Source organism: Kitasatospora sp. NPDC087314 (genome assembly GCF_044744365.1).
Taxonomy (GTDB): Bacteria; Actinomycetota; Actinomycetes; order Streptomycetales; family Streptomycetaceae; genus Kitasatospora.
Genome location: NZ_JBIUYE010000003.1, coordinates 94968 through 114849 on the forward strand (window position 1 = coordinate 94968; position 19882 = coordinate 114849).

Sequence of the window (19882 nt, forward strand, 5' to 3'; positions counted from 1 at the left end):
GCGGGCACGCCGCGCCCCGTCCCCACGGGTGCGGCGCGCTCCGCTCCGCACACTGTACGGACGCCGCACACCGTTCGCAACGCCGCACACCGTTCGGCGCGGCTTATGCTGAACGGAGAGAAGCCGAGCCGAGCAGGCGGGCGAAGACCGAGAGGAGGGCCGGATGACGGCCAGGCCGAAGGATGCGCCGGGCGCCCTGTGGAGCCGCCCCCAGCCCGCGCGGCGCGAGCAGCCGCCGCTCAGCCGCCGGCAGATCGTCGCGGAGGCCCTCGCGATCCTGGACGGCAACGGCATCGAGGCCCTCAGCATGCGCAAGCTCGGCGCCCGCCTCAACGCCGGCGCCACCTCGATGTACACCCACGTCGCCAACAAGGAGGAGCTGCTCGCGCTGGTCGTCGACGAGGTGTTCGGCGAGATCCCGCTGCTCGACGCGGACGGCAGTCGGCGCCCGGACGCCTGGCGCGAGGCCGTCGCCGAGTACGCCGCAGGCATGCGCGCGGCCATCCTGCGCCACCCGTGGATGGTCTCGGTGATCGGCGACGTCGGGATGGTCTACTTCGGCCCCAGCTGGATGCGGCTGTCCGAGGCGGTGCTGACCCTCCTGGAGGAGTCCGGCTTCGGCCTCGCCGAGGCCAACGACGCGATGGGCGCCGTCGTCGGCTACACCATCGGGGCGGCCGGCGTGGAGGCCGCCTGGCTGAGCGAGCTGGCGCGGCACGGCCGGGACGAGCAGGAGTGGATGGACCAGCTGCTGCCCGCCGTCGTCGACGCCACCAGGGACTACCCGCGCCTGCACCGGGTGTACACCACCCAGGTGCCGCAGGAGATGTCCGACGGCCGGGAGAGCGGATTCGCCAACGGCATCCGGTTGATCCTGGACGGCATCGAGGTCGGCCGGCGGACCCGCCAGGTGACCTGACGGATCGTCACTCTCCGCTCAGTGCCTGGATCTCGGCATACCCCGGCACCGGACCGACCGCACCGCCCGCGGCGACGGCCGCCGCCGTGGCCACCGCCGCCGCCAGCGCGGAGCGGTACAGCAGCGAACCGAGGCTGACCCTGGCCACCCCCAGCGCGGCGAGTTCGACGAAGCTGGGGCCGGTCGGCGTCCAGAGGATGTTGAGCGGGACGGCGAGCCGGCCGACCAGGCCCGCGATGGCCACCGGATCGGCCAGCCCCGGGACGAACACGCCGTCCGCGCCCGCCCGCTGGTAGGCCTCCAGGCGGCGGACCGTCTCCGGCCCGGGGTCGCGGCTCCCGGCCCAGTAGGTGTCGGTGCGGGCGTTCACGAAGAGCCCCGGCGCGGCCGCCTTCACCGCCGCGATCTTCGCCGCGTGGACGGCCGACGGCGCCAGGGTGCCGTCCGCCCGGCCGTCCTCCAGGTTGACGCCGACCGCCCCGGCCTGCGCCAACTCGACGGCCAGGGCCGCGACTTCTTCGGGGTCGTCGCTGAATCCGGACTCGGCGTCGACGCTCAGCAGGAACCCGTCGCGGCCGAGCCGGCGGGCCAGCCGTACGGTCTCCGCACGGGTGGCGGCCGCGCCGTCGGGCAGGCCGGCGGCGGCCGCCACCCCCAGGCTGGTGGTACCGATCGCGGTGTACCCCGCGGCGGAGAGGGCGGCCGCCGATGCGTGGTCCCAGGCGTTCGGGAGCAGCAGCGGGCGGCCGGGGCGGTGGTGCAGGGCGGCGAAGGCGGTCATCGGGTCTCCTCCGGGCGTCATCGGGTCAGGGCCATGGGATCGCTCATACCGGTCATCCTGGATCCGGCTCGTTTCGGCCCGCGCCGAAGTGTGCTGCCCCGGTTCGCTTCGGCCCGCGCCCGCAACGCGTCGGCCCGCGCCGCCCGGACCCGCCCCGACGACGCTTCGGCCCGCGCCGAACCGTGCCGGGGCGACCATGGAGGCATGTCGCTAGCCGCCTTCGCCGCCCTGCTCGCCGACCCCACCCGCGCCGCGTTCTGCACCGCGCTGCTCGACGGCCGCGCCTGGACCGCCGGCGAGCTGGCCCGGCACGCGGGCGTCGCGCCGTCCACGGCCAGCGAGCACCTGTCGCGGCTGATCGCGGGCGGGCTGCTGGCCGAGGAGCGGCAGGGGCGGCACCGGTACGTCCGGCTGGCCACCCCGGCGGTCGCCACCCTGATCGAGGACCTCGTCGTCTTCGCCGACCGGGGCGACGCCCCCACCCCGCGCAGCCTGGGCGAGGCCACCCGGCAGAGTGCCGAGGCCCGCGCCCGCACCTGCTACGACCACCTGGCCGGCCGCCTCGGCGTGGCCGTCGCGGACGCGCTGCTCGCCCGCGGCCTGCTCACCGACGACGCCGGCCTCGCCGTCACCGGGCGCGGCCGGGCCTGGCTGACCGCGCAGGCGATCGAACTGCCCGAGCAGGCCGGCTGCCGGGGCGGGCGGCCGGTGGTGCGCAGCTGCCTGGACTGGACGGAGCGCCGCAGCCATCTCGGCGGTGCGCTGGGCGCGGCACTCTGCCGGACGGCGCTGGACCGGGCCTGGGTGGAGCGGGTCGGCTCCGGCCGGGCCCTGCGGGTCACCCCGGCCGGCGACCGCGCACTGCGCGAGCTCCTCGGCGTCGAGCTCTGAAGCGTCGAGCTCCGAGGAGCCCGGCTCCGAGACGCCCGGCTCCGAGACCGCCGACGGCCGCGGCGCTTGTCCGGCGTCCCGACGAGTTCCTCGCGTTCCCCCGTCAGGCGTCCACCGTCTTCGGCGGCTCGCCCTCGGTCCGGCCGAGGTCGATGAGCCCGAAGGCCGCGCCCTGCTGGTCGCCGACGGCCGCGAACCTGCCGAACGGGCTGTCCAGCGGCCCGAAGTAGACCGTGCCGCCGCGCGCCCGCAGCCGCTCGATCGCGGCGTCGGTGTCGTCCACCGCGAAGTAGACGCTCATGTACGAGGGCGCCTCGGGCGGCAGGACGTCGCCCTCCGCCGCCATCCGGCCCAGCACGGGACGGCCGCCGACCAGGAACATCCGGTAGTCGAACTCCTCGGAGTCCAACCCCTTCATGCCGTACGGGAAGACCGCCGGGAAGAACGCGTCCGCCTTCGCCGGCTCACGGGTCACCAGTTCGGCCCAGCTGTACGCACCGGGCTCGCCCTGCTTCTCGAAGCCCGGGTGGCCGCCGGCCTGCCAGACGCCGAACACGACCCCGCCCGGGTCCTTGGCGATCACCATGGTGCCGAACTCGCCGACCCGCAGCGGCCCCATCACCACCTCCCCGCCGTTGGCGCTGATCCGCCGGGCGGTGGCGGCGGCGTCCGGCGAGGCGAGGTACAGGCACCAGGCGGACTGCGCCTGCGCGCCGGGCATCGGCGGCACGATCGCGGCGACCGCCTTGCCGTCCGAGTACGCCTGCGTGTAGTTGCCGAACTCGGACGAGCTCTCGCCGAAGGTCCAGCCCAGGACGTCGCCGTAGAAGTCCTTCGCGCCCTCCAGGTCGGTGAACATCGCGTCGGCCCAACAGGGCGTGCCCTCGGGTAGCGCAGCCATCTCTCTGCCCTCTCGCATGGCGATGTGCGCCCGCGACCCGGGGCGCACCGGCCCCCACCCCGACACCCTAGCCAGTACCGGGCGCCCCCGCGCGGGGGCCGCCGGGTACCGGGCCCGCCGCCGATCAGCCCAGGGCCGCCGCCCCGCCGGCCGGGGCCGCACCGGCCGGCGGCGGGCGCAGCGAGGCCGTCCCCAGACCGGTCGGCCCGACCGGCACACCGCCGGCGGGCACCGCACCACTCGGGGCCTTCGGCACGGACACGACCTGGGCGGACACGACCGGCGCGGGCACCGCCGGCACCGGAGCGGCCGGCGCCCGGAAGGCGGGTACGGCCGTCGCCTCGGCCGCCCGGCCCGCCCCCGCCCTCAGCTCCCGCTGCTCGCCGAAGTGCCGGAGCAGGTCCTCCTCGCGGTACCGACGGCAGTCCCGGTGCCAGACCAGGATGCCCGCGAGCCAGTTCTCCAGCTCCCTCACGTACCCGTCCAGCATCTCCCTGGCATCCGGCTTCAGCGCGAAGTCGTCGTACAGGACCGGAAGTTCCTTCGCCGCGACGTGCTGGAACTGGTTCAGCCGGGAGTGCATCAGGTCGTCGACGATCCGGACGGCGGACGGGTAGTCGCAGTTGAAGAAGTTCTGCACCACCAGGACGGCGTTGTGCACCTCGCCCTCGTACTCGACCTCCTTCTGGTACGAGAACAGGTCGTTCATCATGCACGCGTAGTCCGCGGCCGAGTTCTCCAGCGAGCGCATCGAGCCGTGCTCGTAGACGTCCGGCGGGACGACCTGCCCGTGGGCGAGCCGGCACAGGCTCATGGTGAGGTCGGAGCCGAAGGTGGCGCGGCGCATCTCCAGGTAGTCCACCGGGTCCGGGATCCGGTTCTGCACCTGGTTGTTGAGCTCCCAGATCCAGCTCGCGGTCATGTCCTCGATCGCCTTGCGGAACCGGCGCCGGGCGTCGGCCGTCATCGGGCCGGCGGTGCGCTCCCAGATGTCGGCGAGGCCGCGCTCCAGGGCGTTGGCCGGCTCGGGCGCGGGGCTGCCGTCGACCGGCATGAACAGCGGGAGCCGCTCGTTGGCGAGCTTGGCGCCGGCCAGGTCGCGGGTGCGCCCGAAGACCACCGGGTAGTAGTCGTCGGCCCAGGTGCCCCAGGCCAACCAGGCGGAGGAGACGTCGAGTTGGTCGGCGGTGGCGTCCGGGTGGATGCCGGCCGCGCAGAGCGGGAGGTCGTAGTCCCGCATGGACCCGGCGTCCCAGATGCCGGATCCGGGGATGCCGGGCTGCTCCTCCAGCATGCCCATCCGCTCGGCCCACTCGATCACCCGCTCCCGCGCGCCGTCCAGGTGCGGGCTCAGCGTGGCGGTGAACGGCAGCTTGAACTCGGGCAGTCGGGACGGACCGACGGGCCGGAACGGCACGTGGCCGTGCGACCGGGCCCGCCGCACCGCGGGCCCGACCCCGCCCGCACCGGCCGTGGGAGCGCCACCGGAACCGACCGCGGGAGCGCCGCCCATCGCCCCGCTGCGCAGGATGTCCAGCGCCGAGGTGCCCACCCCGCCGATCGCGAACGGGTCCCACCGGTTGCCGGTGCCGGGCAGTGCGCCGCCCGTCCCCGCCGCGACGCCGCCGTCCGAACCGGCCGCCGCACCACCGCCGTTCATGTACCGGCTGGAGCGCATGTGCCACTCGTGGCCGCCGGACTGCCAGTCCTGCAGGCCCTTGACGTACGCCATCACCCGGGCGCGGTCCTCGGGGCCGAGCCCGGTCTCGGCGAACAGCACGGGCAGTTCGGTGAACACCGTGTTCTCGAACTGCTGGAGCCGCGAGGTGAGCAGGTCGTTGACCGCCTCGGCGGCCTCCTGGGTGGAGCACTCCAGGAACTTCTCCAGCACCAGGATGCCGTTGCTCAGCTCGCCCTCGTCCTCCACCTCCCGCTGGTACGAGAAGATGTCGTTGCGCAGGTGCACGCCGTCGGCGAAGGCGTCCATCAGCACCCGCAGCGCGCGCGAGCCGGAGACCTCCTTCGGGACCTCGGCGCCGGCCGCGTACTCGACCAGCTGGGCGGACCAGGGCGCCCCGCCGACCTTGCGGCGCATCTCGATGTACTCGACCGGGTTGGCGACCCGGCCCGCGTCGATGTTGGCGAGCTCCCACAGCGACTCGTTGAGCAGGTTGCGGGTGCTCTCGGCGAAGCGGATCCGCCAGTCCCCGCCCATCGCCGGCACGGTGCGCCGCCACAGGTCGGCCAGGCCCGCCTCGACCGGGTTCTCCGGTTCCGGCATCGGGGTGGTCGGGTCGGCCGGCATGAACAGCGGCAGCCGGTCGAGGTGCGCCTTGCCGGCCTCGCGGTCGTTGGTGCGCTTGTACATGTCGAGGAAGTGGTCGTCGAAGAAGAAGACCCACACGTACCAGTCGGTGACCAGGGAGAGCGCCTCGGCGGAGGCGTCGGGGTGGGTGTAGGCGCAGAGCAGGCCGTAGTCGTGGGCGTCCAGGTCGGCCTGGTCCCAGATGCCGGATCCCTCCAACATGCCCATCTCCCGGGCCCAGACGGTGGAATGGGCCCGGGCCTCGTCCAGATGGGGGTTGAGGCGTGCCGGGTGCGGCACGTAGAAGGACGGCAGTTCGAACGGCTGGGTCACGGCGGGCGAGCCTTTCTGGACGCGTCGATTGGACCAAGAATGGCGCGCACACGGGGTGCCGCACCGACGCAACGGAAACAGTCATATGAAATGACCCACCTGCTCGAACCCGCGCCCGAACTTCCGCCCGAGTGAACGGTCCGGGCTGGATCGTACGTACGGAGCCCGGCCCTCCGGTCACACCGTCTTGACCGCGCCGCCGTCGATCAGGTGGTCCGCCCCGGCGACGCTCCCCGCCAGCGGCGAGGCCAGGTACGCCACCAGCGCCGCCACCTCCGCCGGCTCGACCAGCCGGCCGGTGGTCATCCCGGCCGTCCCCGGCAGCGCCGCCAGCAGCTGCTCCTGCGGCAGGCCCAACGCCCCGGCCAGCGCGGCCCCGTAGCCGTCCGGCGCCTCCCACAGCGCGGTTCGCACCGGACCCGGCGAGACGGTGTTCACCCGCACCCCGCCCGGCCCGAACTCCTCGGCCAGCGCCTTGCCGAAGGCCGTCAACGCCGCCTTCACCGTGGCGTACGGGACGGGCCCGGCGTGCGGCAGCCGGGCGCTGTTCGACGAGACGTTGACGATCGCGCCCCGCCGCCGGACCAACCCGGGCAGCGCGGCCCGGGTGGTGCGGACGGCGGCCATCAGGTTGAGGTCGAAGGACTGCTGCCACTGCTGGTCGGTGAACGACAGGAAGCCGCCCACCTGCCGCTCGCCGCCGTCCCCGCCGCCGACGTTGTTCACCAACAGGTCGAGATCGCCGCCGAGTTCGGCCACCGCCGTCTCCACCAGCCGCCCCGGCCCGTCCGGCGTCGCCAGATCCACCGACACCGCGACCGCCCCGGTCCGCGCCAGCTCCGGTGTCACCGTCCGGGCGCCCGCCACCACGCGCACCCCCTCCGCCACCAGCGCCTCCACCACGGCCAGCCCGATCCCCCGGCTGGCCCCGGTCACCACGGCGGTCTTGCCGTTCAGCTGCAGGTCCATGGACGTCCCCTCCACATAGGCCACGAAATTGCGTCACTCATGACGCAGAAAACGTAGAACATGCATCACCTATGATGCAACTAACCGTCGATCGGCAACACCGCTGTAGCCTGTCCCCCGACCAGAGCCGCCACCCGGGAGAACCGCCATGCCGACGCCGTCACGCCCCCTCCGCGCCGACGCCGAGCGCACCGTCCGGGCCATCCTGGAAGCCGCCGAGCGCGTTCTGAGCGCCAATCCGGCCGCCACCATGGAGCAGATCGCCGAGGCCGCCGGCGTCGCCCGCACCACCGTCCACCGCCGCTTCGCCACCCGCGAGGCCCTGCTCGCCGCCCTCTGCGCCTGGGCCGCCCGCCAGTTCCACGCCGCCGTCGAGTCCGTCAGCGACAGCACCCCGCCCCTGGTCGCCCTCCACCAGATCACCGCCAACGTCCTCCAGGTGAAGATCAGTTGGGGCTTCGCAATGAACGCCGCCGGCGACGACGACCCGGAGACCGCCCGAATCCACGCCGACGTCCTGGCCCGCTGCGACGCCCTCTTCCAACGCGCCCGCGCCGCCGGAGTACTGCGCCCCGACGCCGACCTCGACTGGGCCCGCCGCGTCTACTACGCCCTCATCCACGAGGCCGCCACCGCCGACCACCCCGCCACCCCCGAAGCCCGCGCCACCCTCGTCCTCACCACCCTCCTCAACGGCCTCGGCACCCCCTGACACGCCCTCGACGGGGTTCACCGCCCGGCCCCACGACCCCAGGAGAGGCCGGCCGGGCGGCGGGCTGGGCAGTGGGGGCGAAAAATATTCCGTGGATTCCCTCCACCGATGGAGTGAATGTCTCCGGAACCGCTCCGCCAACGAACAAGCCAGGCATGACAAGGCCCTGGAACTCCAAGAGTTCCCCTGCTACGGGCGTGTTGACGGCCTCCGCCCCGGCCCCGTCCACCAGACTGGGCGCCGACCCGACGTCAACTCCGAGGAGGGCAAGCCCATGAACGTCACCGTCCGGCTCGCACAGCAGCCCGAGGCCGACGAACTGCTCGGACGGAGTGCGCTGGCCGCGCTCGTCGGCATGCTGCTCGACCAACAGGTGCCGATGGAATGGGCGTTCACCGGCCCGTTGACCATCGCCCAGCGGCTCGGACGGAACGACCTGGACGCCCGGGAGATCGCCGTGTACAACCCGGAGGAGTTCGTCGCCCTCCTCTCCGCGAAACCCGCCGTGCACCGCTACCCGGCGGCGATGGCCAAACGGGTGCAGCAGCTCTGCCAGTTCCTCGTGGCGCAGTACGACGGCGACGCCTCCGCGCTGTGGAAGGACACCCGCACCGGCAAGGAGCTGCTCAGCCGTCTCAACGCCCTGCCCGGCTTCGGCAAGCAGAAGTCGCAGATCTTCCTGGCCCTGCTCGGCAAGCAGTACGGCGTGCGGCCGGAGGGTTGGCGGGAGGCGGCCGGCGCGTACGGCGAGGAGGGCTCGCACCGCTCGGTCGCGGACATCACCGGCCCCGAATCCCTGGACCTGGTACGGGAGTTCAAGCAGGAGATGAAGCGTGCCGCGAAGGAGGCGAAGTCCGCGGCGAAGACCACGACCCGGACGGCGGCGGCGAGCGCGGCCGGGGTGCGCTGACCACCGCCCGCCCCGCCCTGCGCCGCTCCTGATCCAGGCCGATCGCGCGCAGCACCGAGGAGTCCACCGCCGTACGGTTCACGGCCCTCCCGGTGTGCGCCGAGGGCCCCGGTCGCGCGGCGCGACCGGGGCCCTCGACAGCAGAACGTCACCAGCAGACCGTCAGGCCAGGGCGGGCTCCCGCTCCTCCGCGGCATCCGCCGCCGCCACGACGACCGGACCGGCCGCCTTGCGCCGCGGCAGCGCGAACATCAGCAGGAACACCACCAGCAGCGCCCCCGCGACCCACCACATCGCGTTGGTGAACGCCCCGCCGAACGCGGTGCCCACCGCCTCCGGCGCGACGACGTCGTCCATCGCCCCGAAGAACGCCACCGACACCAGCCCGAGCCCGAGCGCGTTCCCCATCTGCTGGACGGTGTTGATCAGCCCCGACGCCGAGCCGGCGTGCTCGCGCGGCACCTCCGCCAGGATCGCGTCCGTGATCGGCGCGACGATCAGACCCATCCCCAGGCCCATCACCACCAGCGGAAGCACCATCTGCCAGGGCGCGATCGCCGTGCCGTACCGGTCCGCCTCCCAGATGTACGTCAGCACGCCCGCCGCCATCACCAGCGCGCCCGTCTGGAGCACCCGGCGCCCGAACCGCGGCACCAGCTTCTGCACGGACAGCCCGGCCGCCGTGGAGACGGCGAGCGAGAACGGGATGCCGGTGGAGCCGGCCTTGAGCGGGCTCCAGCCGAGCCCCACCTGCATGTACAGCGTCCAGACCAGGAAGAAGATCCCGCAGACCACGCCGAAGGCCAGCTGCACGCCGATGCCGGCCGCGAAGCTCTTCACCCGGAACAGCGACAGCTCGACCAGCGGCGAGCCGTCCCGCCGCGTCTTGGCCTTCTCGTACGCCACGAACAGCGCGAACACCGGCAGGCTGCCGGCCATCGACAGGTACCCCCAGAGCGGCCAGCCGGCCTCCCGCCCGTGCGTCAGCGGGTAGATCAGCATCAGCAGGCCGACGCTCGCCAGCGCCACCCCGACCAGGTCCAGCTTCAGCGCCTGCTCGGCCTTCGACTCGTCGATGAAGCGGCGGCCGAGCAGCAGCCCGGCGATGCCGACCGGCAGGTTGATCAGGAAGATCGGACGCCAGGCCAGGCCGAACAGGTCCCACTCGGTGAGCAGCGCGCCGATCAGCGGCCCGGAGACGGCTCCCAGCCCGACCACCGCGCCGAACATGCCGAACACCTTGCCGCGCTCCTCCGCCGGGAAGGTCGCGTGGATGATCGACAGCACCTGCGGCACCATCATGGCCGCCGTACCGCCCTGCAGCAGCCGCATCGCGACCAGCATCTCCGGGCCGGAGGCCAGACCGCACAGCGCGGACGCCACGGTGAACCCGCCGATGCCGATCAGGAACAGCCGCTTGCGGCCGTAGATGTCGCCCAACCGGCCGCCGGTGATCAGCCCGATGGCGAAGGCCAGCGCGTAACCGCCGGTGACCCACTGGATGGCACTGAAGGAGGCGCCGGTGTCCTCCTGGATGCTCGGGATGGCGATGTTGACGATGGTGACGTCCACCAGGTCCATGAAGGAGGCGACCATCACGATCGCCAGCGCGATCCACCTCCGCCGGTCCGTGTCCGCGGTCTTCATTCGGTACTCCTCATTCGTCCTGCTCGTCCTGCTCGTCGGCACGTCCGTGACCCTACGGGGGATATAGGTCAGATCCTGTCCCAGTTGTCCGGCATGCTGGACGGCATGACCGATACGCCGGCCCGCCTGCTGAACCTGCTCTCCCTGCTGCAGACCCCGCGCGAGTGGCCCGGCAGCGAACTCGCCGAGCGGCTCGGCGTCAGCCCCCGGACGATCCGGCGCGACGTCGACCGGCTGCGCGACCTCGGCTACCCGGTGCAGGCCACCATGGGCGCGGTCGGCGGCTACCGGCTGGTCGCGGGGACGGCGATGCCACCGCTGCTGCTGGACGACGAGGAGGCCGTGGCCATCGCGGTCGGACTGCGGGCGGCGGCCGGGCACGCGGTGGTCGGCATAGAGGAGGCCTCGGTCCGCGCCCTCGGCAAGCTGCTCCAGGTCCTGCCGGGCCGCCTGCGGCACCGGGTGGGCGCGCTCAACGCCGCCACCGTACCGCTGCTCACCGGCGACGGCCCGACCGTCGACCCGGACGACCTCACCCTGCTCGCCGGCGCCGTCACCAACCGGGAGCGGGTGCGCTTCGCCTACCGGGCCGGCGACGGCGCCGAGAGCAGGCGCAGCGTCGAGCCCGAGCGGCTGGTCTCGGTCGGCAGCCGCTGGTACCTGGTCGGCTTCGACCTGGACCGGGACGACTGGCGGCTGTTCCGCGTCGACCGGCTCAGCGAGCCCCTCGCCACCGGCGCCCGCTTCACCCCGCGCCCGCTCCCGGCCGAGGACGCCGCCGCGTACGTGGCGGGCAAGCTGCACCGCCCGTCACCGGCCCGCGCCCTGCTCGCCACCGTGCACACCCCGGCCGCGCACGTCCGGCGGCGGTTCAACCAGGGCGACGCCGAGATCGAGCCGATCGACGAGCACAGCTGCCGGCTGCGCTCCCGCACGGACTCCGTGGAGTGGACGGCGATGCGGTTGCTGATGCTGGACTGCGAGTTCGAGGTGCACGAGCCACCGGAGCTGACCGCCCACCTGCGCGACCTCGCCGCCCGCGCCAACCGGGCGACGGGCACGGCGGCTTAGGGCCTGCCGGCCCTAAGCCTCGACCCGGTACCAGGCGTCCCCGGCGCGGAACCACAGCGCGCCGTCCCGGCCGTGCGCCCGCACCCGGTCGAGCGCGCCGGGCACGCTCAGCTGCCGGCGCCGGGTCTGCTTCCACTCCTTGCCGATCAGCTGGTACCAGGTCAACTCGCCGTCACTGGACAGGAAGACACCCTGCCCGCCGTGGACCGCGAAGCCGACCGGCAGCCGGACCGGGCACGGCAGGGTGGTCGACCGCCGGTCGACCGCGTCGATCCGGGTGAGGTGGCTGACCGACGGGCTCGGGTACCAGGCCAGCCAGGCGCTCCGGCCGTCGGTCGCGCCGGCCAGGCCCTCCAGCGGGAAGGACGGCAGCTTGTCCGGGCTCCACACCACCCGGCCGTGGGTGTCGGCGGCCCGCAGCCCGGCGGCCGCCATCGGGTGGTCGCCGTAGATGCCCTCGTCCCCGTAGGCCATCCAGATCCGGCCGTCCCGGTCGGTCACCAGCACCCCGACGTCGTCACCGAGGGCGAGCTCCCGTTCGAGCGCCCCGTCCGCGCCGTACACGGCGGCGTTGGGCCGCCAGTCCGACCCGACCTGCTCGGCCCGGTAGCCGGCCAGCAGCATCCGGTTGCCCGGCAGCAGCGCCAGGTGGTCCGGTGGTACCCCGGCGCCGGACAGCGGCACCCGCCACGCCCCGCGCGGGTCGGCCACGACCACCTCGCCGTCGAACGGCAGCCGGACCGGCGGCCAGGATCCGGCCGGCTCCAGCTGCTGCTCCGGCACCAGCAGGACGGCCAGCTCCCCGCCCGGCCCGACCGTCCAGGCCACGGCCCGGCGACCGGCCCGCCGGTCCTCCTCGGACAGCCGCCAGACCTCGACCGGATGGGCGATCAACGCGCTCAGACCCCGTACTCGGCGGTCAGCAACGCCCGCCCCAGCGTGTGGAAGGTCAGGTGGAAGCCGATCTGGGCCGCCGGGGTGTCGGCGGAGACGTCCAGCTTCTCGACGTCCAGGGCGTGCACCGCGAAGACGTACCGGTGCGGGGCGCCGGGCGGCGGGGCGGCGCCGTCGTACCGGTTGCCCGGGAAGTCGTTGCGGCCGTGGAAGGAGGCCGTGCCCGGCAGGGTGTCGTCCGAGGAGCCCGCGCCGCGCGGCAGCCCGGTGGTCCCGGCGGGCAGGTCGAGGGCGAGCCAGTGCCACCAGCCGGAGCCGGTGGGCGCGTCCGGGTCGTAGCAGGTCACGGCGATGCCGCGGGTGCCCTCGGGCAGGCCCGACCAGGCCAGCTGCGGCGAGAGGTTGCCTGCGGCGTGGACGAACTCCTGGGCCAGCGTGCCGCCTTCGGTGACGTCCTGGCTGGTCAGCGGGAAGGACGGCACCTGCGGCAGGAAGTCGTACGGCAGCGGCGGGCGGACGCTCATGGGGTGGTCACCTCTCAACGGGCCGGGGGCGGCCTCGGGCCGGAACGGCGCTGCAGGCCGCCGGAATGACACGGCTCACTGTAGTGGGGTGCCCCGCCGATCCGGCCGCCCCCGCAGTCGGGCCATGGCCTCCGCACTCCCGGGCCGACGGCCCGGGCGACCTCGGCCGCTGGGCCGTCCGAACCACCAGGTATAGACCAGTCCGGCCCCTGCGGCTAGCGTGGGCAGCGCACCCGCCCCCTGCTCCGGAGCCGCACCGTGGAGTCGTCCGTCCTCGCCTTCGCCACCGACCTGCTCGACGAGGGCGCCGACACGTTCTTCGGCAACCTCACCGACCGCGCCGGGGTCGGGGGCGTCACCCTCGCCTCGGTCTACCACGAGGCCCGGGACGTCTTCCCGCACAACCCCCGCCGGGTGATCCGCTACCTGGAGCCCGGCGCGGCGTACTTCCGCCCCGATCCGGCCCGCTGGCAGGGCCGCCGCCTCGCCCCCGTCCCGTCCACCGCGATCGGCGACCGCGACCCCTTCGCCGAGGCCGCCGCCGAGGCCCGCCGCCGGGGGATGAAGCTGCACGCCTGGACGGTGTTCTGCCACAACGACCGGCTCGGCTTCGCCCACCCGGACTGCGCCCCGGCCAACGCCTTCGGCGACCGCCACCTCACCGAACTCTGCCCCGCGAACCCGGAGGTCCGGGCGTACGCGCTGGCCCTGGTCACCGAGCTGGCCCGGTACGGCGTGGACGCGATCCGGGCCGAGTCGCTGCACTTCCACGGGCTGCGCCACGGCTACCACCACGAGCGCTACTTCGAGGAGCTGGGCCCGGCCGCCGAGGCGCTGCTCGGGGTCTGCTTCTGCGCGCACTGCCGCGCCGCCGCCACCCGCGCGGGCGTCCCGGCCGAGGAGGTCGCGGAGGCCGTCCGCACCGAGCTGCGCCGCCGGCTGGCCGACGAGGCGGCCGCCGCCGGGCCCGCCGCCCTGGACACCCTCGCGGACGGCGCCTTCGCCGCCTACGTGGACGTCTCCGCCACCACCGTCACCACGCTCGCCGCCGAGCTCTCCGAGGAGGCCCGGCGCCACGGCATGCGGCTGAGCTTCATGGACGGCGGCGGCCCGGGCAAGGGCTGGCTGTCCGGCATCGACCTGCCCGCGCTCGCCAAGGCGGCCGACCAGATCGAGACGCTCGGCTACGCGAAGACCCCGGAAGCCGTCCGGGAGAAGATCGCCGCGTTCGCCCTGCACGGTGTCCGCCCGCAGGACATGGCGGTGATCCTGCGCCCGATGGCCTCGGACTGCGACGGCCCGGCGAACCTCGCCGCCAAGATCACCGCCCTGCGCGAACTGGGCGTCCCCGAGGTCGAGTTCTACAACTACGGCCTGATGCGGCTGTCCTCCCTGGACCGGATCGGCGCCGCGCTGGCCGGGTAGCGGCCACCGGGCCCCGCAGCGCTACCGCCGCCGCTTGGACGTCCCGAACAGGCTGCGCGAGATCTCCTGCCCCAGCTGCTTCCCGGCCGAGCGGGCGAAGTTCTTCACCGTCGGGTTGCTGAGCAGCGACCCGAGCAACCCGCCCGCCCCCGTCGGCTCCTTCGGTTCCGCGCGCCGCCGCGGGGCCTCGTCCACCGGGGCGCTCTGCGGCCGCGCCGCCCGCGCCGCCAGCTTCTCGTACGCCGACTCCCGGTCGATCGCGTCCCGGTAACGGGCCGTCAGCGGCGAGGCGTCGACGACGGCCCGCAGCGCGCCCGCCTCGATCGGCCCCATCAGCGACTGCGGCGCCCGCAGCCGGGTCGCCGCGACCGGCGTCGGCGCGCCCTTCTCGGAGAGGACGGTCACCACGGCCTCGCCGGTGCCCAGCGAGGTGAGCACCGCGCCGAGGTCGTACGAGGAGCGCGGGAAGGTCGAGACGGTGGCCTTGAGCGCCTTGGCGTCGTCCGGGGTGAAGGCCCGCAGCGCGTGCTGCACCCGGTTGCCCAACTGCGCGAGCACGTCGGCCGGGACGTCGCGCGGGGTCTGGGTCACGAAGAAGATGCCCACGGCCTTCGAGCGGATCAGCCGCACGGTCTGGGTGATGGCCTCCAGGAAGGCCTTGGAGGCGCCCCTGAACAGCAGGTGCGCCTCGTCGAAGAAGAACACCAGCTTGGGCTGGTCCAGGTCGCCGACCTCGGGCAGCTCCTGGTAGAGGTCGGCGAGCAGCCACATCAGGAAGGTGGAGAACAGCCGCGGCCGGTCCTGCACGGCGGGCAGTTCCAGCACCGAGACCACGCCCTTCCCCTCCGGTGTGGTCCGCAGCAGTTCGGCGGTGTCGAACTCGGGCTCGCCGAAGAACGCCCCGGCGCCCTCGTTCTCCAGGACGGTGAGCGCGCGCAGGATCACCCCGGCGGTGGCCGCCGAGAGGCCGCCGATGGTCCTCAGCTCCTCCTTGCCCTCGGGCGAGGCGAGGAAGGCGATGACGGCGGTGAGGTCCTTGAGGTCATACAGCTCCAGGCCCTTGGTGTCGGCGTAGTGGAACACCAGGCTGAGCGAGGACTCCTGGGTCTCGTTCAGGTCCAGCACCTTGGCGAGCAGCAGCGGCCCGAAGCTGGTGACGGTGGCCCGGATCGGGATCCCGGCGCCCTGGCCGCCGAGCGCGTAGAACTCGACCGGGCAGCCCTGCGGCGTCCACTCCTGCCCGACCTCGGCCGCGCGGGCGGTGGTGCGCCCGCTCGGCGCGCCGGGCGCGGCGATGCCGGAGACGTCCCCCTTGATGTCGGCGAGGAACACCGGCACGCCCTGTGCGGAGAGCTGCTCGGCGATCAGCTGAAGGGTCTTGGTCTTGCCGGTGCCGGTCGCACCGGCGACCAGCCCGTGCCGGTTGAGCACACCGAGCGGGACGCGCACCTGGGCGTCCGGGTGGGCGACGCCGTCCAGCAGCACCGCGCCGAGGTCGAGGGCGGGCCCGGTGAAGGCGTACCCGTCGGCGATCTCCCGGACGGTCGGCGGGGTGGGAGCGGAGGACATCGGGGCACACTCCTGGGCGGGGCGGGATCGGAACCCGGTCCTGAGCGGGCCGGAGCCCGATCGGAACCGGGGCGATGTTCGCGACATTTCCCATCAAACAGCCGCAATCGCCCGCCCGCAGCTCACACCCGAGTGCGTGGCGACGCCGCGGCTGCTGCGCCATCCGCCGCCCAAACGGTAGGCTTTCCGTGTGATCTTCAAGCGCATCGGCAATGGGCGGCCGTACCCGGATCACGGCCGGACGAGCACCCGCCAGTGGGCTGACGTCGCCCCACGTCCGGTGCGGCTCGACCAGCTGGTGACCACCAAGGGGCAACTGGACCTCGAAACCCTGCTCGCCGAGGACTCGACCTTCTACGGAGACCTCTTCGCCCACGTGGTGAAGTGGCGCGGCGACCTCTACCTGGAGGACGGGCTGCACCGGGCCGTACGGGCCGCGCTGCAGCAGCGCCAGGTCCTGCACGCCCGGGTCCTCGAAATGGAATGACGAACCCTCGCCGCGGGTTTTCGGACCGCCCCCTCGCCACCCGGCGGAGGGCGGTCCGCGCGTACCCGGGTACCTCCTTTCGGGTACCGAGGTACTCCAGACGATGATCGTTTAGTACCTTCGCAGCCGGACGGCACTACGCTGCTGACTACGGCCGCGACCAGGGGATCCGCCCGCACCAGGGGATCCACCCGCCGCGTCCGATCCGTCATCCCGACCCCGCCCTGGCACGAGGGGGAGACAAACCGTGAGCATGTTGACTCCCCAAGGCCTCAAGGGGAAGCAGTACCGCATCACCGGCAACGCCTATCCACGGCTCGGCCGTCCTCCGAAGAAGAGCCGCAAGGTGATCGCCGCGCTCGCGGCCCTGCTCGCCCTGGCGCTGATCGGCCTCGGCGGCGTGCAGCTCTACGACATCTTCGGCGGCAAGAACAAGAACGCCTCGGCCCAGGCCTGCGCGACGCCGTCCGGCAAGCCGCTGGCCGCCCCCGGTCCGGGTGATCCGGCGGCCTCCGGCGCCCCGGCCGCCGCCCAGGGCGACCCGCACGCCATCCCGCAGCCGGCCGCCGTCACGGTGAACGTCTACAACGCCACCGCCAAGAGCGGTCTGGCCGGGCGGACCGCCGAGGAGCTCAAGAAGCGCGGCTTCACCATCGGCAAGGTCGGCAACGCCCCGGCCGAACTGGACAAGAAGGTGCCCGGCACCGCCCAGGTGATCGCCGGCCCGGCCGGCGCCGGCGCCGCCACCCTGCTCGGCTCGCAGATCGCCGGTGCCACCGCCACCGCCGACGCCCGCACCGACGGCACCGTGGACTTCGTGATCGGCGACAGCTACAACGCCCTGCTGGACGAGACCCAGGCGGCCGCCGCCCTCGCCCTCGCCACCAAGCCCTCCCCCGCCCCGACCGCCACCGGCAGCTGCTGAGGACCGGTCGGCACGCAGACGCAGGAGAGCCCCCCGGCACCGCGCCGGGGGGCTCTCGTCCGTTCGGGGGGTTCGCTCAGCCGGCGGTGCCGTACAGGCGGTCGCCCGCGTCGCCGAGGCCGGGCACGATGTAGCCGTTCTCGTTGAGCCGCTCGTCCAGGGCGGCGGTGACCACGGTGACCGGCAGGTCCGCCAGCTCGCGCTTCATCACCTCGACGCCCTCGGGCGCGGCCAGCAGCACCACGGCGGTGACGTCGGTGGCGCCGCGCTCGATCAGCATCTTGATCGCCGCGACCAGGGTGCCGCCGGTGGCCAGCATCGGGTCGAGCACGTAGACCTGGCGGCCGGAGAGGTCGTCCGGCATCCGGGTGGCGTAGGTGGAGGCCTCCAGGGTCTCCTCGTTGCGCACCATGCCGAGGAAGCCCACCTCGGCGGTCGGCAGCAGCCGGGTCATCCCGTCCAGCATGCCGAGACCCGCCCGGAGGATCGGTACGACCAGCGGGCGCGGATAGCTCAGCCGGGTGCCGAGCGTGACCGCCACGGGCGTGGTGATCTCCACCTCGTCGGTGCGGACGTCCCGGGTGGCCTCGTAGGCGAGGAGGGTCACCAGCTCGTCGGTCAGGCGACGGAAGGTCGGCGAGTCGGTGCGCTCGTCGCGCAGGGTGGAGAGCTTGTGGGCCACCAGGGGGTGGTCGACGACGTGGAGACGCATGTATCGAGGTTAGCCCGGGTCTGCACGCCTGTACGACTCGCCGCGTGCCGCCGGCCCCTCCACCCCACCTCGTCGACCCGCCCCGGCGGGGTTCACGCTGCCGTGACGCGCCGTGACGCACCGCGAATGTCCGGGCGCTAGCGCCCTCCTGTGGTATCAATCCGGCCGATCTGGGAATGTCACCTCTTATGACGAGCAACCCGAACGCCGGGGACGGCTCGGCGGACGAGCCCGCAGGCCGGTCGGGCGGCCGCCCCGGCCCGCCGCAGGACCCCCCGGAGACCGAGGCGGAGCGGCGCCGGCGGCGGGCCGTCTTCCTGCGCGAACTCACCGAGGCCCGCGAACTCCGGGAGCGGGTCCAGCCCCGGCGGACCAAGGAACGGCGGATGCGCGAGGCCATGCGAATGCGAACCTTCCGGATCTGACGCGGATTCGACGCGGTTGCGGCGCGACGCGCCCAGCGGTTCCGGCGAGCCCCGGGCGGCGCGGCCGGTGCTTCACCGGCCACCGGCCAGCCCTTCCGACACGACCTGCAAAGACGCGCTGCCGAACACCCCCCGCAAGGGCAGGCTTTCTGTCACGATTCCGATGGGACGGTCCGAACGAGCGGACCGCCTCTGGCGCGGGGGCGGCCAGTTTTCCGCGTTGCCCGAACGCGCCGACAGCCGAGACCGATGATCTTGGGAGTGTCCCTGGTGGCGTACTTCGCTGCAGTGCTTGCTCGCACCGAGGACGGGTGGGATGTGAGCGAGACGGAGCTCGACGACGTCGAAACCCTCGCCGACCTGACCGACCTGGCCCGCGACTCCACGCAGGACGACGACAGCGTCCTGATCTTCATCGAACAGGAGGACGTCTGGTTCGCCATCGTCCGGGTGGACGGCGAGGAGGACCCGCGGATCTTCGTGTCCGACGGCGCCGCCGCCGCCCGGAGCTCCTACGGCTCCGTCCTCACCGACGAACTGGTCGACCAGGCCGGCGAGAGCGAGTTCGGCGACCTGGACCACCTGGTCGTCGAGCTGGAGGACAGCGAGGAGGCGGAGTCGGAGGAGCAGGACGAGGACGCCCGCGGCGGCGTCCCGGTCGGCCCGCTGGGCGACGCCCACCTGCTGACCGAGTTCGGCCTGGCCGCCGACGAACTCCTCGCCCTCAGCGGCGAGGGCGCCGTCCCCGGCGACGCCCTGGAGGAGATCGCCGAGGCCCTCGGCTGCGGCGAGGTCCTGGAGGCGGTCCGGTAGCGGTCGGTGGCCAGGCCGGTGCCCGTCGCCGGATACCCGACACTGGATTCCATGCAGCCCGCATCCGTTCCGCAGACCGTCCCCCGGATCGCCCCCCTGCCCGCCCCCGTCCGCCCCGACCCGGTCCGCGACCGCTGGGCGGCGCCGATGCGCCTCGCCATCGCCGAGGCCGCGCTGGCGCCGGCCACCGGGGACGTCCCGGTCGGGGCGCTCGTCCTGGGCCCGGACGGCGAGGTGATCGGACGCGGCCACAACGAGCGCGAGGCGGTCGGCGACCCGACCGCGCACGCCGAGGTGGTCGCGATCCGGCAGGCGGCCGAGCGGATCGGGGCATGGCGGCTCGGCGGCTGCACCCTGGTCGTCACCCTGGAGCCCTGCACGATGTGCGCCGGCGCCATCGTGCTGTCCCGGATCGACCGGGTGGTCTACGGCGCCCTCGACGAGAAGGCCGGCGCGGCCGGCTCGCTCTTCGACGTGATGCGCGACCGCCGGCTCAACCACCGCCCCGAGGTGATCTGGGGCGTCCTCGCCGACGAGTGCGGCGAGCAGCTGCGCGAGTTCTTCGACACCCACCGCTGACGCCCACCGCTGACGCCCGCTGCCGACACCCGCGGCCGGCCGCCCCGGCGATACGGATTTCGTGACCGCGCCACCCGTCCGGTAGAGTTC

At 73.6% G+C, this 19882-nt stretch carries 20 protein-coding genes; 11 read left to right on the forward strand and 9 right to left on the reverse strand.

Annotated elements, in window-relative coordinates; genetic code table 11:
- Positions 1-163: 163 nt before the first annotated feature.
- Positions 164-919, forward strand: a complete 756-nt coding sequence (locus tag ACIO5E_RS06965) for a TetR/AcrR family transcriptional regulator (protein ID WP_400664618.1) — start codon at positions 164-166, stop codon at positions 917-919.
- 7 nt (positions 920-926) lie between these two features.
- Here the strand turns inward: ACIO5E_RS06965 and ACIO5E_RS06970 are convergent, their stop codons facing one another.
- Complete coding sequence (locus ACIO5E_RS06970) at positions 927-1700, reverse strand: isocitrate lyase/phosphoenolpyruvate mutase family protein (protein ID WP_400664620.1); 774 nt, start codon at positions 1698-1700, stop codon at positions 927-929.
- A 204-nt stretch (positions 1701-1904) separates the two neighbouring features.
- Here ACIO5E_RS06970 and ACIO5E_RS06975 point away from each other — a divergent pair, with 204 nt between their 5' ends.
- Positions 1905-2591 (forward strand): ArsR/SmtB family transcription factor, encoded by a 687-nt coding sequence (locus tag ACIO5E_RS06975; RefSeq protein ID WP_400664622.1) that lies wholly within the window; start codon positions 1905-1907, stop codon positions 2589-2591.
- 103 nt (positions 2592-2694) lie between these two features.
- Here the strand turns inward: ACIO5E_RS06975 and ACIO5E_RS06980 are convergent, their stop codons facing one another.
- The 3 genes from ACIO5E_RS06980 to ACIO5E_RS06990 form a co-directional block, all read right to left on the reverse strand.
- On the reverse strand, positions 2695-3492 hold the full coding sequence (locus ACIO5E_RS06980) for a VOC family protein (RefSeq protein ID WP_400664624.1): 798 nt from the start codon (positions 3490-3492) through the stop codon (positions 2695-2697).
- A 124-nt stretch (positions 3493-3616) separates the two neighbouring features.
- On the reverse strand, positions 3617-6130 hold the full coding sequence (locus ACIO5E_RS06985) for a germacradienol/geosmin synthase (RefSeq protein ID WP_400664626.1): 2514 nt from the start codon (positions 6128-6130) through the stop codon (positions 3617-3619).
- Between the two features lie 177 nt (positions 6131-6307).
- Positions 6308-7099, reverse strand: coding sequence for an SDR family NAD(P)-dependent oxidoreductase (locus ACIO5E_RS06990; RefSeq protein ID WP_400664628.1), 792 nt, complete (start codon positions 7097-7099; stop codon positions 6308-6310).
- A gap of 148 nt (positions 7100-7247) precedes the next feature.
- On the opposite strand from ACIO5E_RS06990, the gene ACIO5E_RS06995 reads away from it, so the two are divergent.
- Together ACIO5E_RS06995 and ACIO5E_RS07000 are read left to right on the forward strand one after the other, a co-directional pair.
- A complete protein-coding gene (locus tag ACIO5E_RS06995) occupies positions 7248-7811 on the forward strand; it encodes a TetR/AcrR family transcriptional regulator (protein ID WP_400664629.1) in 564 nt (187 codons plus the stop codon).
- A 274-nt stretch (positions 7812-8085) separates the two neighbouring features.
- On the forward strand, positions 8086-8721 hold the full coding sequence (locus ACIO5E_RS07000) for an HhH-GPD-type base excision DNA repair protein (RefSeq protein ID WP_400664631.1): 636 nt from the start codon (positions 8086-8088) through the stop codon (positions 8719-8721).
- Positions 8722-8883: 162 nt separating this feature from the next.
- Here the strand turns inward: ACIO5E_RS07000 and ACIO5E_RS07005 are convergent, their stop codons facing one another.
- Positions 8884-10368, reverse strand: a complete 1485-nt coding sequence (locus ACIO5E_RS07005; protein ID WP_400664632.1) for an MFS transporter — start codon at positions 10366-10368, stop codon at positions 8884-8886.
- 105 nt (positions 10369-10473) lie between these two features.
- On the opposite strand from ACIO5E_RS07005, the gene ACIO5E_RS07010 reads away from it, so the two are divergent.
- A complete protein-coding gene (locus ACIO5E_RS07010; RefSeq protein ID WP_400664634.1) occupies positions 10474-11439 on the forward strand; it encodes a helix-turn-helix transcriptional regulator in 966 nt (321 codons plus the stop codon).
- A gap of 12 nt (positions 11440-11451) precedes the next feature.
- On the opposite strand, the gene ACIO5E_RS07015 is transcribed toward ACIO5E_RS07010, so the two are convergent.
- The gene (locus ACIO5E_RS07015; RefSeq protein WP_400664636.1) at positions 11452-12333 is read right to left on the reverse strand and encodes a hypothetical protein; all 882 of its coding nucleotides are present in this window, start codon (positions 12331-12333) and stop codon (positions 11452-11454) included.
- A gap of 5 nt (positions 12334-12338) precedes the next feature.
- Positions 12339-12857, reverse strand: a complete 519-nt coding sequence (locus tag ACIO5E_RS07020) for a YbhB/YbcL family Raf kinase inhibitor-like protein (RefSeq protein ID WP_400664638.1) — start codon at positions 12855-12857, stop codon at positions 12339-12341.
- 258 nt (positions 12858-13115) lie between these two features.
- Here ACIO5E_RS07020 and ACIO5E_RS07025 point away from each other — a divergent pair, with 258 nt between their 5' ends.
- Entirely contained in the window at positions 13116-14282 is a 1167-nt protein-coding gene (locus tag ACIO5E_RS07025) for a hypothetical protein (protein ID WP_400664640.1), read from the forward strand.
- Between the two features lie 21 nt (positions 14283-14303).
- Here the strand turns inward: ACIO5E_RS07025 and ACIO5E_RS07030 are convergent, their stop codons facing one another.
- The gene (locus tag ACIO5E_RS07030; RefSeq protein ID WP_400664642.1) at positions 14304-15851 is read right to left on the reverse strand and encodes a helicase HerA-like domain-containing protein; all 1548 of its coding nucleotides are present in this window, start codon (positions 15849-15851) and stop codon (positions 14304-14306) included.
- 190 nt (positions 15852-16041) lie between these two features.
- Between ACIO5E_RS07030 and ACIO5E_RS07035 the strand changes: the two genes are divergently transcribed.
- Both ACIO5E_RS07035 and ACIO5E_RS07040 read left to right on the forward strand, forming a co-directional pair.
- Complete coding sequence (locus tag ACIO5E_RS07035) at positions 16042-16338, forward strand: type II toxin-antitoxin system VapB family antitoxin (RefSeq protein WP_063348635.1); 297 nt, start codon at positions 16042-16044, stop codon at positions 16336-16338.
- Positions 16339-16591: 253 nt separating this feature from the next.
- Positions 16592-17263 (forward strand): LytR C-terminal domain-containing protein, encoded by a 672-nt coding sequence (locus ACIO5E_RS07040; RefSeq protein ID WP_400665339.1) that lies wholly within the window; start codon positions 16592-16594, stop codon positions 17261-17263.
- A 76-nt stretch (positions 17264-17339) separates the two neighbouring features.
- On the opposite strand, the gene upp is transcribed toward ACIO5E_RS07040, so the two are convergent.
- Positions 17340-17975 (reverse strand): uracil phosphoribosyltransferase, encoded by a 636-nt coding sequence (upp, locus tag ACIO5E_RS07045; protein WP_189913140.1) that lies wholly within the window; start codon positions 17973-17975, stop codon positions 17340-17342.
- A gap of 188 nt (positions 17976-18163) precedes the next feature.
- Between upp and ACIO5E_RS07050 the strand changes: the two genes are divergently transcribed.
- The 3 genes from ACIO5E_RS07050 to tadA all read left to right on the forward strand — a co-directional run bounded on the left by ACIO5E_RS07050 (position 18164) and on the right by tadA (position 19792).
- A complete protein-coding gene (locus tag ACIO5E_RS07050) occupies positions 18164-18400 on the forward strand; it encodes a hypothetical protein (protein WP_400664644.1) in 237 nt (78 codons plus the stop codon).
- A gap of 249 nt (positions 18401-18649) precedes the next feature.
- The gene (locus ACIO5E_RS07055; protein WP_400664646.1) at positions 18650-19213 is read left to right on the forward strand and encodes a tRNA adenosine deaminase-associated protein; all 564 of its coding nucleotides are present in this window, start codon (positions 18650-18652) and stop codon (positions 19211-19213) included.
- A gap of 51 nt (positions 19214-19264) precedes the next feature.
- The gene (gene tadA, locus ACIO5E_RS07060) at positions 19265-19792 is read left to right on the forward strand and encodes a tRNA adenosine(34) deaminase TadA (protein WP_400664647.1); all 528 of its coding nucleotides are present in this window, start codon (positions 19265-19267) and stop codon (positions 19790-19792) included.
- The last annotated feature ends 90 nt before the right edge of the window (positions 19793-19882 follow it).